Raw genomic sequence first — 15,837 nt, 5'->3', positions numbered from 1 at the left:
GAATAGATGCGTGAGATTGTCCTCGATACCGAGACCACCGGCCTTGATCCCTATGCCGACCACAGGCTTGTTGAAATTGGCTGTATCGAACTGATCAATCACATGCCGACAGGCCGTCAGTACCATCAATATATCAACCCGGAACGCCCGATGCCCAAAGAGGCCTTTGACGTTCACGGTCTTGGTGATGACTTCCTGAAAGATCAGCCGGTCTTTGCCGAGGTTGCTGATGATTTCGTCGAATTCATTGGCGAAGATTCGGTTCTGGTTATCCACAATGCCAGCTTTGATATGAAGTTCCTGAATGCGGAACTCGAATGGCTCAATAAGCCGCGCATTGCCATGGAACGCGCGCTTGATACGGTTCAGATGGCGCGCAAGAAATTCCCGGGCTCCCCGGTTAGCCTCGATGCGCTGTGCCGTCGTTTCAAGATCGACAACTCCAACCGTACGCTTCACGGGGCCCTGCTTGACTCCGATCTTCTGGCCCAAGTCTATCTTGAACTGCTGGGCGGTCGTCAGCACGGCTTGTCGCTTGATCCCAATGCGCTAAATGGTGATCAGGAGGATGAAAACGCTGGTCGTCGCGTTCTTGGGCCCCGGGGCAATCGACTTGAACCCAGACCGCATGTCATAAGCGAAGAAGAACTCGCCGCCCACCGGGCCTATGTTGAGGCCAAGGTTAAAGACGCCCTTTGGCTGGCAAAGCAAGAGGCCTGAGATGGGGGCAGGGCAGTGGCGTGCAGTGCGGTCCCGATCTCAGCATTTCAAGACATGCGCCCGCCGCCTTGCCGTGGCCCTTCTATTGGTAATTCCCCTGAATTTCCTGCCGACGGATGTTCCGGCGCAGGGAAGCATTGATTACATTGCGCCGACGAAGGCTGAATTCGATGGGACATATGTCATACACCTGTCGGAAAGTACGCGGGTGCGCGCGTCGGGCCGGCCGGAACCGGGTTATTTTGACACGCTTGCCATTGAGCTGTTTGTCAAATCCGGTCTCAAGGTCGAGGTCACGCCGCAAATGCCCTGGAAACGCCAGATGGAACTGGCTGAGCGTGAAACCGGCCATGTAATTTATCCCACCACCCGGATTGATCACCGCGAAGACCTTTTCCAATGGGTCGGGCCGGTCAGCCGTACCTTCTGGAACCTGTATGGCTTCGCTGACAGTGGCTGGCCGGATATGGATTTTGAAACCCTGCTGCGTGATGCGCGGATCGGGGTGCTATTGGGATCGGCCCGGGAATCCTATCTGCGTGAACGCGGGGCCGAACAATTGATCATGGTGCCGCGTGAAGAACTTCTGCTGCCGATGATGATGGCGGGACGCGTCGATCTGATTGCGATTGGCGGCAATATCCTGCGCCACTATCTCGAGACAGAGCGTGCTGAAAACCCCGATATTGCGGACATTTCCGACGCCGCGCCCTACCGGGTTTGCTATCTCTATATCGCGATCAGTGGCCCTATCCCCGAACAGGATGCCAAAAAGCTGCAAGCACAGCTGGATAGCTTTAAAACCGATGGTTTCTTTGTTGAAAACCGGCGCACACACGGCCTTTCAACCAATCTCGACAGCTCGTTCTTAAAGGCAATGCTTGATCTGAATAATAACGGCATCAGCTGTGTCGATGTCGATCGGGCTGGCCCGTAAGATCGTAATATCGGGCAATCAATCCTGGCTTCTCTGCCTGTTTTCGCAAGGGACACCCACGGTGCGATAGATCGCCAGACACCCATATTGGTGGGCCAAAGGCCGGATTACGGACGGGCGTGGTTGCGCGAAAAGGTCGGACACGGCAATATGCCGCGAACATTCCTTGGGTGACCGGGCTGTTGCAAATGGCTGATATCGAACAAACGATACCGCTTGGCGCAGTTGGGCCGCGCCGACTGCATATCGTTCTGGTGGATGACAAGTAAAAGACCCAATAAGATACGCCGTACTATCACGGAGGATGAAAAGACCCTGTGGGAGGTCTTTACCCGTGACGTCAAACCTTTGCGCAATAAAAAGCACAAGGGCAGCGATGACGATATGGCCGCATCAGACGATGAAATCCACACCAGCGATACCGCCATCACCCTGCCTGACAATCTGGGCGACAAGCTTGAGCAGTCCGAGCAAAGCCGGGCCGCACGCAATTTGCCGTCTGCGCGCCATGCGGATCGGGGCCCACAGATCAAGAACCGCGCACTCGCTGAACTGAAACCCGGTGTCACCGACGGCATTGATCGCTCGACGGCAAACAAGTTTCAGAAGGGCAAGATGTCGATTGACGGGCGCATTGACCTGCATGGCATGACCCAGGAAGTCGCCCATAATGCGCTCAACGCCTTTATCGAGGATAGCTGGCGGGCCGGGAAACGTTGCGTTCTCGTAATAACGGGCAAAGGATCGCGCGCTGATGAATATGGCCGCACCGGTCTTTTGCGCGAACGCACCCCGCAATGGCTCAGCGCGCCGCGCTTGCGCAATCGCATCCTTGCCATCAATCAGGCCCAGATCCAGCACGGCGGGGCCGGGGCCTTTTATGTTTTGTTGAAACGGAGACGCCCGTGACACCTTTTGGCAATCGCATCAGGGAACTCCGGGCGCGTAACAACGTCACACTGACCGACATGGCAACTGCGTTGCAGCTGTCACCGGCCTATCTGTCGGCCCTTGAACACGGCCATCGCGGCCGGCCAAGCCCCGGTTTGGTGCAGCAAATCTGTGGCTATTTCAATCTCGTCTGGGACGAGGTCGATGACATCAAACGTCTGGCCCAACTATCCCACCCCAAGGTGACGGTCGATACCGCTGGTCTCGAGCCCGCTGCAACAGAGCTTGCCAACCTGCTATCCGAACGCATCGCCGGGCTCAGTGACGATCAGCTTGATCGTATGCTTGAAATCGTGCGTGAACGCCCGGCCTAGGGCCGCGTTTTCCTCATTCTCAACGCTATATTTCCGTAACTGTTGACTGGAATTGCTGTAATCAGGCGGGAAAATCGTGTTTTTTGTACAACTCGGGCAGCAAAATAGGTGATTTGGTCGAATCACGGTTTGACTATTGCGATTTTCGAGGGTATCAATCGGTGGTGTTTCGATCCAGAAACATGAAAAGACCTGCCTTTCTTGCAACTCCAAGGTTTTTGATCCGTCCGCACGCACCAGCAAACGCCTGAGCGCCTTGCCTGACGGTCAACCGCACATCTCTTTTCTATCTCCCTAAAATCTTCGCCCTTTCGGCAACCACAGATCATTAAACGCACATATGCATCTTCAGGACCTTAAAAAGAAATCTCCGACCGAGCTGCTTGCCCTGTCAGAGGAACTCGAAATCGAAAATGCCAGCACGCTCCGCAAACAGGAGCTGATGTTTGCCATCCTCAAGCAGCTGGCCGAGAACGACCATGCCATCTTTGGCGAAGGTGTTCTTGAAGTGCTGCCCGATGGTTTCGGCTTCCTGCGCAGCCCGGAGGCAAACTATCTTGCCGGCCCCGACGACATTTATGTCAGTCCGAGCCAAGTGCGCCGTTTTGGTCTGCGCACCGGTGATACGGTCGAAGGCCAGATCCGTTCGCCGAAAGAGGGCGAGCGTTACTTCGCGCTGCTGAAGGTCGACAAGGTCAATTTCGATGCGCCGGAAAAAGTCCGTCATCGCATCAACTTTGACAACCTGACCCCGCTTTATCCTGACCAGCCGCTGCATATGGAGCGTGAGTCCGATCAGGAAGGCACGAACAAAGACACCACCAACCGCGTGATCGAACTGGTTTCGCCGCTTGGTAAAGGTCAGCGTGCCCTCATCGTCGCACCGCCGCGCACCGGTAAAACCGTGATGCTGCAAAACATTGCGCACGCGATCGAGGAAAACCACCCGGAAGCCTATCTGATCGTTCTTCTGATTGACGAACGCCCGGAAGAAGTGACCGACATGGACCGTTCGGTAAAAGGCGAAGTCATCAGCTCGACCTTTGATGAACCGGCCCAGCGTCACGTTCAGGTCACTGAAATGGTTCTGGAAAAGGCCAAACGCCTGGTCGAGCACAAGCATGACGTTGTCATCCTGCTTGATTCCATCACCCGTCTGGCACGTGCCTATAACACCGTTGTGCCGAGCTCGGGCAAGGTCCTGACCGGTGGTGTTGATGCCAACGCGCTTCAGCGTCCGAAACGCTTCTTTGGTGCGGCGCGTAACATCGAAGAGGGTGGCTCGCTCACCATCATCGCAACTGCGCTCATTGATACCGGTTCGCGCATGGACGAGGTCATCTTTGAAGAATTCAAAGGGACCGGTAACTCCGAACTGGTTCTGGATCGCAAACTGTCTGACAAGCGTATCTTCCCGGCGATTGATATCCTCAAATCGGGGACCCGTAAGGAAGAGCTTCTCGTCGACAAGGGCGTCCTGTCCAAGATGTGGGTGCTGCGTCGTATCCTCAACCCGATGGGTCCGCAGGACGCGATGGAGTTCCTGCTTGGCAAGCTCAAGGGCACCAAGAACAACGACGACTTCTTCGATTCCATGAATGGCTAACGCCACCCGGGCCTGATTGGCCTGATGATATGGATCGATCCAAGATAAACGGGGCCCCACGATGGGCCCCGTTTTTATTTCAATATCGAAACAACAATGGTTTCGCGGCTATCCAAGTGCCAAAACCACCTCTGCCAGATCCCCACCCAGTTTCTGTCGTTCGACGCTCGCATCGCCTGGCTCAATGCTGAAACTGTCATCGCTTAGCTGCAGGCCGATGTGGTAGGTGCCGTAGTTCAGCGTGATCGCAAGGGTATGGGCGGTGGTGATTTCGCACACAACCGTTTCATTGGCCTCAAGCCGGTTGGGCGGGGCGCTTTGCCAGCCATCCTTTGGGGCAAGGCCGCTTAGATGCAGGGGACCATCACTGTCGTTTCGCAAGGTCAGTTTCAGGCGGATATCCTGTGACATTGTCCAAGTCTCCCGAAAAATGAGCGCGCATCAATCGGCTTCATGGTACCGCGTTTGCCGCAGTTTTTCATGGCTTTGCATGATTTTCACCGGGCCTCGTGCATGAAGGCTTGAAACAGCGCAAAAGCCATGTGAATCTGGACTTTCCGTTCACGACCGTATTGCGCTTTATGCAGCTTCTACTCAAATCCGTTGATTTCGCCGCCCGCGCCCATCGCGACCAGCGTCGCAAAGGGGCCGCACAGGAGCCCTATATCAATCACCCGATCGAGGTTTCCCGCCTGATTGTTGAATGCGAACCGGGCACGGAGGAGGATATCCTGTGTGCTGCTGTCCTGCATGACGTGATCGAGGATTGTGGTGCGACGCGCGACGAAATCGCCGCCTGCTTTAATGACATCGTGGCCGACATCGTGCTGGAAGTCAGTGACGACAAGGCCCTGCCACGTGATGAGCGCAAGGCAAAGCAGATCGAAACTGCCCCAAGCCTGACCAACGGTGCCAAACTGGTGCGTCTGGCCGACAAGGTCGCCAATGTCGGCGCGATGCTGACCGACACGCCGATTGGATGGGACGAAAAGCAGATCCTCGCCTATGTCGACTGGGCCGAAGCCGTGGTCGCCCCGTGCCGGGTCGTCAGCGACGGCCTGTCAGAACGCTTTGATGCCATCGCACGCGATGTGCGGATTTTCCATCAGAGTGAACTGAAAGAGGCAGGGAAATAACCCTGCCTCAATCATGATTTTCATTTAAATATCAGCGCAGTACCTGCCGTGATCAGACCGTAAAGACGATCGACCCGTTGGTTTTGCGACTTTCGAGGTCGTCATGGGCTTTTGCGGCATCGGCGAGCGGGTAGGTCGCGGTGATGTCGATGGTGACGATGCCTGATTTGAGCACGTCAAACAGCTCACCGGCGCTTGCGAGAAGCTCTTCGCGGGTGGCGTTATAGTGGAAGATGCTCGGCCGGGTCAGGAAATAGGCGCCCGGGGCAAGCTGGGCGAGGGACACCGGCGGCACCGCACCGGATGACTGGCCGAAGCTCACCATCATGCCAAGACGTTTGAGGCACTTCATCGAATCGTCAAAGGTGTCTTTACCGACCGAATCATAAACAACTTCAACGCCTTGGCCATTGGTGATTTCCTTGACGCGTTCGGAAACCACTTCCTCGCGATAGAGGATCGGGTAATCGCAGCCCTTGGCCTTGGCGATTTCGGCCTTTTCCTTGGAACCCACCGTGCCGATCACGGTCGCACCAAGATGCTTGGCCCACTGGCAGACGATCTGGCCCACACCGCCAGCCGCCGCATGGATCAGGATGGTGTCACCCTTTTTGACGTTATAGGTCCGGCGCAAAAGATATTGCGCGGTCATGCCCTGGAGCATCGCAGCTGCGGCCAGCTCGAAACTGACATCATCAGGAATCTTGACCAGACCCTTGGCCGGCATCACGCGTGCTTCGGCATAGGCTCCAAGCGGCTGTGCGGCATAGGCCACGCGATCACCGACCACCAGATCCGTCACACCCGGACCGACTTCTTCAATGATCCCAGCACCTTCAAGACCAAGGCCGGACGGCATGGCGGGCGCGGGATATACTCCGGAACGGAAATAGATATCGATATAGTTCAGCCCGACCGCCTTTTGCGCCAGGCGCACTTCGCCTTCGCCCGGCGTGCCAACTTCGACATCTTCGAATTTCAGGACATCGCTGCCGCCGGTTTCGTAAAATCGGAATGCTTTGGTCATGGAAGACCTCCCTTGATGCGTTATTCAACGCGTGTTTGATCAATGGCCGGAGTGTAGGGCAGATATCAGCGATTTGCAGCAGGCGAAGTTATGTATTTCGCAGAGTAGAAATGCGGGTCGCCGGACCGGCCAACCCAAAGCCGCCTAAAGATCGAAACTGCCCTGATCGCTGCCAAGGGGGAGGTCAACACCCTCGATCTTTAAAAGCGTGCGCTTGGTTTCAAGCCCGCCCTGGCCGGAATAACCGCCCGGTTTGTCACCCGACGCCAGAACACGGTGACACGGAATAATGATCGGGATGGGGTTAAGGCCGCACGCCGTTCCGACCGACTGAAATGCCTTGGGCGATCCGGCCATGGTCGCCAGATCCTTGTAGGTTGCGGTCTGGCCCGCCGGGATCTGACACATCGCATCCCAGACGGCTTTTTGGAAATCCGTACCATCCGGGGCGAGGGGCAAATCAAAGCGGGTCAGCTGACCGGCGAAATAGGCGGTCAGCTGCTTTTTGGCTTCTTCCAGCACAGCTGTGCTTTCAATTTCATCAACAAATCCCCAATCAAGTGCAACGATTTGATCTTCAAAGGCGAAAACCGTAATTGCGCCGACAGGTGTGTTGATCGAGATTTGCGGCATGGCGGTGGCTTTCATAAAGGCGGCGCTAAGAGCACAAACGTGTTATGCCGCCTTGGTTGGCAAATCGGCAAGCAGGTTGGTCAGATCCTCGACACTTGTCACCGGGGCCGAGCAGACCGGGCCTTGGCAGACATAGGCGGTTTCCTTGCCGTCAATCGCGGTTTTGCCCTGGGCCGGATGACCATCGGGCAGGGGATCGCCATCAGACAGGATCGTAATCGCCCGATTGGGCAGATAGCAGCCGAAAATGGCACGCCGCATATCAAGATAGGTCTGGCTGCGGTCGTTCGCGATCAGCACGATCTGCACCGGATTTTGCAGCATTTCAGCCGCCATCAGAAGGCCCGGCATATTGGGGAACTGCTCGCCAATCCGCCCACTAAAGGCCGAAAGCGTAATTTCTGCCTGATCGCGGTATTTGGTCTCACCCGTAAGGGCAAAAAGCCGGGCGAGGTTTTGCGCCATGATCGCATTGCCCGACGGCACGGCATTATCCATGAAGGGTTTCTGGCGCACCATCAGGTCGCTGGCATCCGATGCCGATTGGAAATAGCCGCCTTGGGCATCGGCAAACAGGGTTTCGACCATGGCGGACCAGCGGATGGCTTCATTCAGATAGGCATCCTCGCCAAAGCATTCATAAAGCCTGAGGGCTGCGCGGATCATATGCGCGTAATCCTCAAGCATCCCGGCATGCTGCACGCGACCATCGCGATAGCTGTGCAGGAAGCGGTCACCCTCCATCAGGGTATTGGTCACAAAGCCATAGGCAAGCTTGGCGTAATCCAGCCAGTCGGCACGGTGGAAGGTCATGGCGGCCTCGGCAAAGGCGGCGATCGTCATGGCGTTCCAGTCGGTCAGCGCCTTGTCATCCCAGCCTGGACGAATGCGTTTGGCGCGCTCGCTCAGAAGCTTGGCACGAAGCTCCGCCAGCTTTTCCTCGGTCGCGTCATCGGTAAGCTCCAAGCCAGATGCGGTGCGGTTCAGGATATTCTGGCCTTCCCAGTTGCCATCCGCAGAAACGTCATAGAATTTCTTGAACAGATCGGCATCGGCCCCAAGGATCTGGTCAATCTCATCTTCCGACCAGACATAAAACTTGCCTTCGACCCCTTCGCTGTCGGCATCCAGGCTTGCGGTAAAGGCGCCACCGGGAATGCGCATCTCGCGCAGGATCCAGGTAACGGTTTCCTCGACCCGCTTGGCATATAGCGGATTGGCATCAACCCGCCAGACATCGCACAGAAGATCAATCAGCTGGGCATTGTCATAAAGCATCTTTTCGAAATGCGGCACCAGCCACTGATCATCAACCGCATAGCGGGCAAAACCGCCACCGAGATGATCATAAATCCCGCCTTGGCACATGCGATCAAGGCTGTGTTTGGCGATGCGCTTGAGCTCATTGTCATCGGTGCGCACACCGGTGCGCCAGATGAATGACAAAAGACTTGGCTGCGGGAATTTCGGCGCGCCCGACGTGCCGCCATTTTCCCCATCCATGATCTGCAGGCAGCCATGACCGCAACGATCAATCATCTCAAGGCTTGGGATAGAGCCGACTGTCGCCCGGTTCATCTTGATCAGCGCATTGGAAATCTGGCTGACATTGTGGCGCACATCGTCGGGTTTCTCGGTGTAAATCCTGGAGACAGTCTTCAGCACATCACCAAATCCCGGCCGGCCATACTGCGCTTCCTTGGGGAAATAGGTCCCGCCCCAGAATGGTTCGCCATCCGGGGTCAGGAACATGGTCAGCGGCCAGCCACCCTGTTGACCCAGAAGCGCCAGCGCATTTTGATAAAGCGCATCAAGGTCCGGGCGTTCTTCGCGGTCGAGCTTGATATTGATGAACAGATCATTCATCAGGGCCGCGATGCCGTCATCCTCAAAGCTTTCATGCGCCATAACATGGCACCAGTGGCACGCCGCATAGCCCACCGACAGCAGGATCGGCTTGTTTGCGGCCTTGGCAGCGGCAAGGACCTCGCTGCTCCAGGGCTGCCAATGCACCGGATTGTCGCGATGCTGAACGAGATAAGGGCTTGTTTCCGAACCAAGATTGTTGCGTGCGATATTCATTCTGTGTCCTGTGCCCGATGCGCATTTTATCTGCCACCGGTGCTTTTATTGTTCATGGCTGTCATTTTCATCAAGCCTAGCCGACATGGGCAAAATAACAAGGGATCCGAGAGTGTTAGGGGGCAAATTTCACTAATTCTTGATGATCGTGGATGCAATTGCGATAAATCATGGCAAATGACGTGTTTTCGATTAGGCTCAGTCCCATCAAGCGTCAAACATGCGAGATCAGCTGATCGTGACGAGAACGTTCAAAAACCCACTGGCTAGCAATGCTGGCAATGTTGTCCGCGCGCTCTGCGCGTTGGCACTTGTTCTGGTGGGGTTTGCGCATCTGGTCCCGCAGTTTCCGCAAGGTAATGCAAGTCAGCCTGATCTTTCATTCTATGCCCTGCCAGACGGATCGATCCCCTACATTTGTTCGGCCGCATTCCCGACCGGCGCAGATGATGAACCCGCATCCGGTCTGACGCAGGATTGCCCGGCTTGCCGCATTATTTCCTCCATCGTTCTGCCTGTTCCCCAGCCCGGTCTTAAAGTCCGGGAGCCCTATGCACGGATTGTCTTTCCAAGGGCACAGGAACCCGTTCACCTCGCAGAACCCGTTTTCGCTGATATCTCACCACGTGCGCCACCCGTCCTGATCGGGTGATTCCCGCTTTTTGTTGCTGCACGAAATGACCGTGATCCCTTGGGTATTACGGGGAATGCTGCTGCGCGTTTGGTTTGCAGGGCGTTTTCCAACGGCAAGGTCGCGGTGTTGAGAAAATCCTATCAGGAAAACGACAATGAAACTTTTTGCGAAAATTTCCTCGGCTGCGATTGGGGTAATGGGGGCGATTGCGCTGTTTGGCGCATCCCAGGCACAGGCCGATATTGAAATCACCGATGTCGAAGGCCGCACTATCACCCTGGAAAAGCCCGCAGAACGGGTAATGCTGGGCTTTAATTTCGAAGATTTTCTGGCAATTGCCGGTGACGGCGCGCTGGACCGGGTTGTGGCGATCTCCCGCCCGGTTTGGAAGGGCTGGCGCCCCAAACAGTACGAGGCCTATGTTGCCAAGTTCCCCGAAATTGATCAGCTGACCGATGTTGGCGATACCGAAGGCGGCACGTTCTCAATCGAGGCCGCTATTGCCGCCCGTCCGGATCTGGCGATCATGGCGGCCTGGCAATACCGCGCCCTTGGTCAGAATGTCGAACAGATCGAACAGGCCGGCATTCCGGTTCTGGTGATTGATTACAATGCCCAGACGCTGGAGCGCCATCTGGCGTCGACCCGTGCGCTTGGCACGGCCATGGGCACCGAAGACCGGGCTGAAAAGCTGGCCGGGCTGTATCAGTCCTACTACAGCGACACCCTGGAACGTGTTGAGGCCTCCAAGGCCGCGCGCAAGAAAGTCTATGTTGAGCTTGCCAAAAAGGGCCCGTCCGAGATCGGCAACAGCTATGCCAACGGTATGTGGGGCGGGCTAATCGACACCTTGGGCGGCGATAATATCGCCAATGGCCAGATCGAAAACTGGGGTCCGCTGAACCCGGAATATGTTCTGGCAAGCAAACCCGATGTGGTTTTCCTGGCCGGTTCGGAATGGCTGGGTTCCCCCGGTGCGGTGCCGGTCGGCTTTGGTGCCGATCCGGATCTGGTCAATGAGCGCATGGCGGCCTATCTGACCCGTCCGGGCTGGGCAGAGCTTCCAGCGGTTAAAAACGGCGAGATTTATGCCCTTTATCACGGTGGGGCGCGCACGCTTTCGGACTTTGTCTATATGCGCATGGTCGCCAAGGCGCTTTATCCTGATAGCTTTGCCGATGTCCATCCGCGCAAGGAGCTTGAAGCGTTTTATGCCGATTGGCTGCCGGTTGACCCGGACGGCGTGTTTGTCGCGCGCTATGTCCCGGTCGGACAATGATCGGCAATGAGCGCTAACACAGTGGCAATCGATACCCGGCATATCGCCGGGTATCGACGCATGGCGGTCAAACGTGCGCTGGCCTTGGGCGGCGCCTTTGTCGTCATGCTCTGGCTTGTCATACTTGATCTGTCGATCGGGCCATCGGGCATGCCGCTTTCGGATGTAATTTCTGCCATTCTGGCCGGGCCGCATGATGGGGACCGGGCGGCAACGACCATCATCTGGTATTTGCGCATGCCGCAAAGCTTGATGGCGTTGGTGGTTGGCATGTGCCTTGGCATTGCCGGGCTGCAAATGCAGACGATCCTTGATAACCCGCTGGCCAGTCCCTTTACGCTCGGCTTTTCGGCCGCGGCCGGCTTTGGTGCAGCGCTTTCCATCATGTTTGGCGCGGCTTTGCCCTTGCCGGAATATCTGATCACGCCGATTGCTGCCTTTGCCATGACGATTGTCGCCTGCCTGATTGTCTATGGCATGGTGCATGCGCTGGGTGAAACGCCTGAAATCCTTGTTTTGTGCGGGATTGGGGTTTTGTTTTTGTTCCAGTCGCTGCAATCGCTTTTGCAATATCTGGCCTCGCCGGAAATCCTGCAGCAGATCGTCTTCTGGCTGTTTGGCAGCCTGCTTAAGGCCAACTGGACCAGTGTTGCGGTGACCAGTCTGGTCACATTTGCCTGCGTGCCGCTGATCCTGAGCGATACCTGGAAGCTTACCGTCTTGCGGCTGGGGGATGCCAATGCGGCAAGTCTTGGCATTTCGGTTGGCAGATTACGCCGGCGAAGTTTTGTACTGATCGCGCTTTTGACTGCGGCTGCGGTCAGTTTTGTCGGCACCATCGGCTTTGTCGGGCTGGTGGCCCCGCATGTTGCCAAGGCGCTGGTCGGTGAAGATCACCGCTTTTCCATTCCGCTCTCGGCCATGGTGGGGGCGGTCATCCTTGCCAGCGCATCGGTCTTTGGCAAGCTGATCTCGCCCGGCGGGGTGATCCCTGTGGGTATTATCACCGCCGTTGCCGGCATTCCCATGTTGTTTCTGGTTATTTACGCACGCAAAAGGCGGTCCGCATGATGACGCAAACCCTTGCCATTCGCGATCTTGGCGTTCGGCGCGCTGGTACCGATATCCTGTCAGGTGTGAGTTGCGCACTCACAACCGGGCAGGTGGTTGGTGTGATTGGTCCGAACGGCGCCGGGAAATCGACACTTCTTTCCGCCGTTGCCGGGCAAACCGGCTTTTCCGGGACAGTATCCTGGGGTGGATCCGGATCAGGCGCGCGGCACAAAGCTGGCGATATCGGCTATATGCCGCAGTCCTGCAAGGTGTCGGCGTCGCTCACAGTGCTTGAAACCGTGCTTCTGGGCACGCATGAGAGGCTGGGTTGGCGGGTGTCGCAAGGCGATATCGCGCGCGCCACCGGCATTCTTGGCGAATTGTCCTTATCGCATCTGGCCTCGCGCTGCATGACGACGCTTTCGGGTGGGCAGCAGCAGCTTGTCCTTCTGGCCCAGCGTCTGGTGCGTGAGCCACGTTTGCTGGTGCTTGACGAAGCCACAAGCGCCCTTGATATGTCCCATCAGATATCGGTGCTGATGCTGTTAAAGCGCTATGTCGTGCGCCATAATGCGCTCGCCCTGATGGCCATTCATGATCTTAACATCGCCATGCAATATGCCGATCAGCTTGTCCTGATCCATGACGGGCGGCTGGTGCAGCAGGACGCACCGGAAAACGTGCTTTCTGTTGAAAATATTCGCCGTTGCTATGGGCTTGATGTTGATCTTGTGGCGCGCGCGGGGGGCAGGCCGGTGATCGCACCGTTGGCGCAAGCGATGGCCTGATCCGCTGTTTTGTCGCACCGGGTTTTGCTGATTTAAGGATATCCGGGCGATCTATTTTGCCTGATCTGGCGTGTGTAAGGGTGAGGGGGGTTAGACCTTTGATCGCTTTGTGTTTGAGATGTTGCCATTCCCCGTCATAATGGCGACAACCAGACAGCGACACCGCGCAGAAAAAACGCATGAGGAGATCAGGGCCATGAAAGTAACCGTGAACATTGATTGCACCCCGGAAGAGGCACGTACCTTCTTTGGTCTTCCTGATGTTCAGCCGATGCAAAAGGCGATGATGCAAGATATCGAAGACCGGATGAAAGCCAATCTGGCAGCGATGGATCCGGAAACCATGCTCAAAACCTGGCTGCCGCAGGGCATTCAGAACTGGGAACAGCTTCAGAAAGCCTTCTGGGGTCAGTTCAATGCAGGCGGTGGCAGCACCGGTGACAAGGACTAGGTCAGGGCAGGGTTAAGGTAGAAGTGCATCCATGAGTGAACATTACTATCAGGCACACGTTTTCGTCTGCCAGAACGAACGCCCGGCGGGCCATGAACGTGGCTGCTGCCAGTCCAAGGGGGCAACCAAGCTTCGCAATTACATGAAGGTACGCGCCAAGGAACTCGGCCTGCCGCAGACCCGGATCAATACCGCAGGCTGCCTTGATCGCTGCGAATTGGGCCCTGTGATGGTGGTCTATCCCGAAGGCACCTGGTATCGCTACGAGACGATGGAAGACATCGAGGCGATCCTCAATGACCATCTGATCGGCGGGCAGGTGGTTGAACGCCTGCAGCTCACCCCCGATCAATAATCCTCCGATCCATAAGCTATCATCTGCGAAAACCGGCCTGCGACACCTGCATGGCCGGTTTTCTTATGCGTGGTGGTGCTCGCGGCGGTGGATGCCCGCTTGCGCGGGCATGACGGAGGTGGGGGACCGTATGCGGCGCTCGGAAAGCTGCTCCGGCGCGGCTTGGGCCTGCTTAGGCAACAGCAAGGCCGGTATCCCGGTGCCTCTCACACACCGTCACCCCCGCGAAGGAGGGGGTCCATGGTCGGGCGCAAGGGGGATCGGACAAGCCCGCTAAGAGAACATGCCGTTATTAAATCGATGTTGGTAATTGCAGCGGTAGGTTGACCTTTGCCGCTGTCTGGACGATATCCTGCTCAGCCACGCAACCGTTTCTTCAGAACTGACGGACCAACCATGATTGCCAGCCGAGAAACCATTTTTGCCCTGTCCTCTGGTGCAGGCCGTGCCGGTGTTGCCGTGATCCGGTTGTCCGGGCCGCGATCAGGTCCTGTGCTCTGTGCTCTGCTCGGCCGGGATACCATGCCTAAACCGCGCCATGCGATCTATGCGCCGATCCGCGATCCCAAGTCGCACGAGCGGCTTGATGATGCGGTGGCGATCTATTTCCAGGGCCCGGCAAGCTTTACCGGCGAAGACGTGGTGGAGCTGCATGTCCATGGCGGCCGGGCGGTGATCGAAGGGGTGCTGGATTGCCTGTCGCGCCAGGATGGATTGCGTGTGGCGGAACCTGGTGAATACACCAGGCGCGCCTTTGAAAACGGCAAGATGGACCTGACCTCGGCCGAGGGGATCGCCGATCTGATTGACGCCGAAACGGCGGCCCAGCGCCGGCAGGCCGTACGCCAGATGGCCGGTGAATTGGGTACGCTCTATGAAGGCTGGCGCGCGCGTTTGATGAAGGCGCTGGCCCATATCGAGGCCGATATTGATTTTCCCGACGAAGATCTGCCCGACGGCATCGTGCCAGTGGTGCATGGCGATTTGCGCGCTGTCAGTGACGAAGTCAAACGCCATCTGGCCGATAATCGCCGTGGCGAACGCCTGCGCGAAGGCTTCCAGATCGTGATCCTCGGCGCGCCCAATGCCGGTAAATCAAGCCTGCTGAACAGGCTCGCGCAGCGCGATGCCGCCCTTGTTTCCGAGATCGCCGGGACCACCCGCGACATGATCGAAGTCCACCTTGATCTTGGCGGCTTCCCGGTCACCATGGTTGATACGGCGGGTCTGCGCGAAAGCGTTGATGTCATTGAATCCGAGGGTGTGCGTCGGGCGACGGCACGGGCTGAAAACGCTGATCTGCGTTTGGTGGTGATTGACCGCGAAGATTGGCCGAATATCGATCCGGAGGCCGCGCGTCTGATCGATGACAAGACGCTTATACTGATCAACAAGGTTGATGCGCCGGATGCGACCGACATTCCGGCACAGTGGCAGGGGACGTCGGCCGATGGTCGTACGCTTGAGCTTCCCGTTTTGGCCATATCGGCCATGACCGGGCAGGGGATGGAAAGCCTCTTGCAACTGCTGGAGACTCGCGTAAAAGAGGGGCTCGATTTTGCCGGGCCCGTGCCGCTGACACGGCTGCGCCATCGGCGGGCACTTGAAAGTGCCAGCGATCATCTGGATCGCGGATTGCAGACCGAAATCGCAGAACTGGCGGCAGAGGATGTCCGCCTTGCTGTTCGCGAAATCGGCAAGATTACCGGACGCGTCGATGTGGAAGATTTGCTCGATATTATCTTCGGGGACTTCTGTATCGGCAAATAGAGTTAGGTGAGAGTTGTTAGATTTTGATCACGACAATGTTTCACGTGAAACATTGGACGACAAGCCGACCAGAAATACCTATTCGAACCAAACAAGGTTCA

General features: G+C 56.8%; 17 protein-coding genes. 13 read left to right on the top strand and 4 right to left on the bottom strand.

The window, feature by feature from the left end; translation table 11 throughout:
- The first annotated feature begins 6 nt into the window (after positions 1 to 6).
- The 5 genes from dnaQ to rho all read left to right on the top strand — a co-directional run bounded on the left by dnaQ (position 7) and on the right by rho (position 4,528).
- Positions 7 to 720 (top strand): DNA polymerase III subunit epsilon, encoded by a 714-nt coding sequence (dnaQ, locus tag CMO10_RS18720; RefSeq protein ID WP_297024846.1) that lies wholly within the window; start codon positions 7 to 9, stop codon positions 718 to 720.
- 1 nt (position 721) lies between these two features.
- Positions 722 to 1,657 (top strand): substrate-binding periplasmic protein, encoded by a 936-nt coding sequence (locus CMO10_RS18715; RefSeq protein ID WP_297024845.1) that lies wholly within the window; start codon positions 722 to 724, stop codon positions 1,655 to 1,657.
- Positions 1,658 to 1,915: 258 nt separating this feature from the next.
- Positions 1,916 to 2,566 (top strand): Smr/MutS family protein, encoded by a 651-nt coding sequence (locus tag CMO10_RS18710; RefSeq protein ID WP_297024844.1) that lies wholly within the window; start codon positions 1,916 to 1,918, stop codon positions 2,564 to 2,566.
- Entirely contained in the window at positions 2,563 to 2,922 is a 360-nt protein-coding gene (locus tag CMO10_RS18705) for a helix-turn-helix domain-containing protein (protein ID WP_044829896.1), read from the top strand. The genes CMO10_RS18710 and CMO10_RS18705 overlap by 4 nt, the downstream gene beginning before the upstream one ends.
- A gap of 340 nt (positions 2,923 to 3,262) precedes the next feature.
- Positions 3,263 to 4,528 (top strand): transcription termination factor Rho, encoded by a 1,266-nt coding sequence (gene rho / locus CMO10_RS18700; RefSeq protein ID WP_044829895.1) that lies wholly within the window; start codon positions 3,263 to 3,265, stop codon positions 4,526 to 4,528.
- A gap of 108 nt (positions 4,529 to 4,636) precedes the next feature.
- Here rho and CMO10_RS18695 read toward each other — a convergent pair whose 3' ends face one another.
- Positions 4,637 to 4,939 carry a hypothetical protein gene (locus tag CMO10_RS18695; RefSeq protein ID WP_297024843.1) on the bottom strand — a complete coding sequence of 101 codons (303 nt, stop codon included), beginning with the start codon at positions 4,937 to 4,939 and terminating at the stop codon, positions 4,637 to 4,639.
- A gap of 131 nt (positions 4,940 to 5,070) precedes the next feature.
- On the opposite strand from CMO10_RS18695, the gene CMO10_RS18690 reads away from it, so the two are divergent.
- Positions 5,071 to 5,664: an HD domain-containing protein gene (locus CMO10_RS18690; RefSeq protein WP_297024842.1), complete on the top strand. Its 594-nt coding sequence runs from the start codon at positions 5,071 to 5,073 to the stop codon at positions 5,662 to 5,664.
- 52 nt (positions 5,665 to 5,716) lie between these two features.
- Here the strand turns inward: CMO10_RS18690 and CMO10_RS18685 are convergent, their stop codons facing one another.
- From CMO10_RS18685 to CMO10_RS18675, 3 genes are all read right to left on the bottom strand, one after another.
- On the bottom strand, positions 5,717 to 6,691 hold the full coding sequence (locus CMO10_RS18685) for a quinone oxidoreductase family protein (RefSeq protein ID WP_297024841.1): 975 nt from the start codon (positions 6,689 to 6,691) through the stop codon (positions 5,717 to 5,719).
- A gap of 144 nt (positions 6,692 to 6,835) precedes the next feature.
- Positions 6,836 to 7,339, bottom strand: coding sequence for a methylated-DNA--[protein]-cysteine S-methyltransferase (locus CMO10_RS18680; protein ID WP_363928353.1), 504 nt, complete (start codon positions 7,337 to 7,339; stop codon positions 6,836 to 6,838).
- Positions 7,340 to 7,366: 27 nt separating this feature from the next.
- On the bottom strand, positions 7,367 to 9,406 hold the full coding sequence (locus CMO10_RS18675) for a thioredoxin domain-containing protein (RefSeq protein WP_297024840.1): 2,040 nt from the start codon (positions 9,404 to 9,406) through the stop codon (positions 7,367 to 7,369).
- Between the two features lie 238 nt (positions 9,407 to 9,644).
- Here CMO10_RS18675 and CMO10_RS18670 point away from each other — a divergent pair, with 238 nt between their 5' ends.
- From CMO10_RS18670 to mnmE, 7 genes are all read left to right on the top strand, one after another.
- Positions 9,645 to 10,058 (top strand): hypothetical protein, encoded by a 414-nt coding sequence (locus tag CMO10_RS18670; protein WP_297024839.1) that lies wholly within the window; start codon positions 9,645 to 9,647, stop codon positions 10,056 to 10,058.
- A gap of 136 nt (positions 10,059 to 10,194) precedes the next feature.
- Positions 10,195 to 11,319 (top strand): ABC transporter substrate-binding protein, encoded by a 1,125-nt coding sequence (locus CMO10_RS18665; protein ID WP_297024838.1) that lies wholly within the window; start codon positions 10,195 to 10,197, stop codon positions 11,317 to 11,319.
- Positions 11,320 to 11,325: 6 nt separating this feature from the next.
- Positions 11,326 to 12,390 (top strand): FecCD family ABC transporter permease, encoded by a 1,065-nt coding sequence (locus tag CMO10_RS18660; RefSeq protein ID WP_297024837.1) that lies wholly within the window; start codon positions 11,326 to 11,328, stop codon positions 12,388 to 12,390.
- Complete coding sequence (locus CMO10_RS18655; RefSeq protein ID WP_297024836.1) at positions 12,387 to 13,160, top strand: ABC transporter ATP-binding protein; 774 nt, start codon at positions 12,387 to 12,389, stop codon at positions 13,158 to 13,160. The genes CMO10_RS18660 and CMO10_RS18655 overlap by 4 nt, the downstream gene beginning before the upstream one ends.
- A 196-nt stretch (positions 13,161 to 13,356) precedes the next feature.
- Positions 13,357 to 13,611: a DUF6489 family protein gene (locus tag CMO10_RS18650; protein ID WP_044829889.1), complete on the top strand. Its 255-nt coding sequence runs from the start codon at positions 13,357 to 13,359 to the stop codon at positions 13,609 to 13,611.
- Between the two features lie 31 nt (positions 13,612 to 13,642).
- Positions 13,643 to 13,966 carry a (2Fe-2S) ferredoxin domain-containing protein gene (locus CMO10_RS18645; protein ID WP_297024835.1) on the top strand — a complete coding sequence of 108 codons (324 nt, stop codon included), beginning with the start codon at positions 13,643 to 13,645 and terminating at the stop codon, positions 13,964 to 13,966.
- A gap of 396 nt (positions 13,967 to 14,362) precedes the next feature.
- Positions 14,363 to 15,736, top strand: coding sequence for a tRNA uridine-5-carboxymethylaminomethyl(34) synthesis GTPase MnmE (mnmE, locus tag CMO10_RS18640; RefSeq protein WP_297024834.1), 1,374 nt, complete (start codon positions 14,363 to 14,365; stop codon positions 15,734 to 15,736).
- Positions 15,737 to 15,837 lie beyond the last annotated feature (101 nt).

This window comes from Thalassospira sp. (assembly GCF_002709775.1).
Classification (GTDB): Bacteria; Pseudomonadota; Alphaproteobacteria; order Rhodospirillales; family Thalassospiraceae; genus Thalassospira.
Note: the sequence above shows the minus strand (reverse complement) of the source record. Positions and strands in the feature narration are given on the sequence as shown.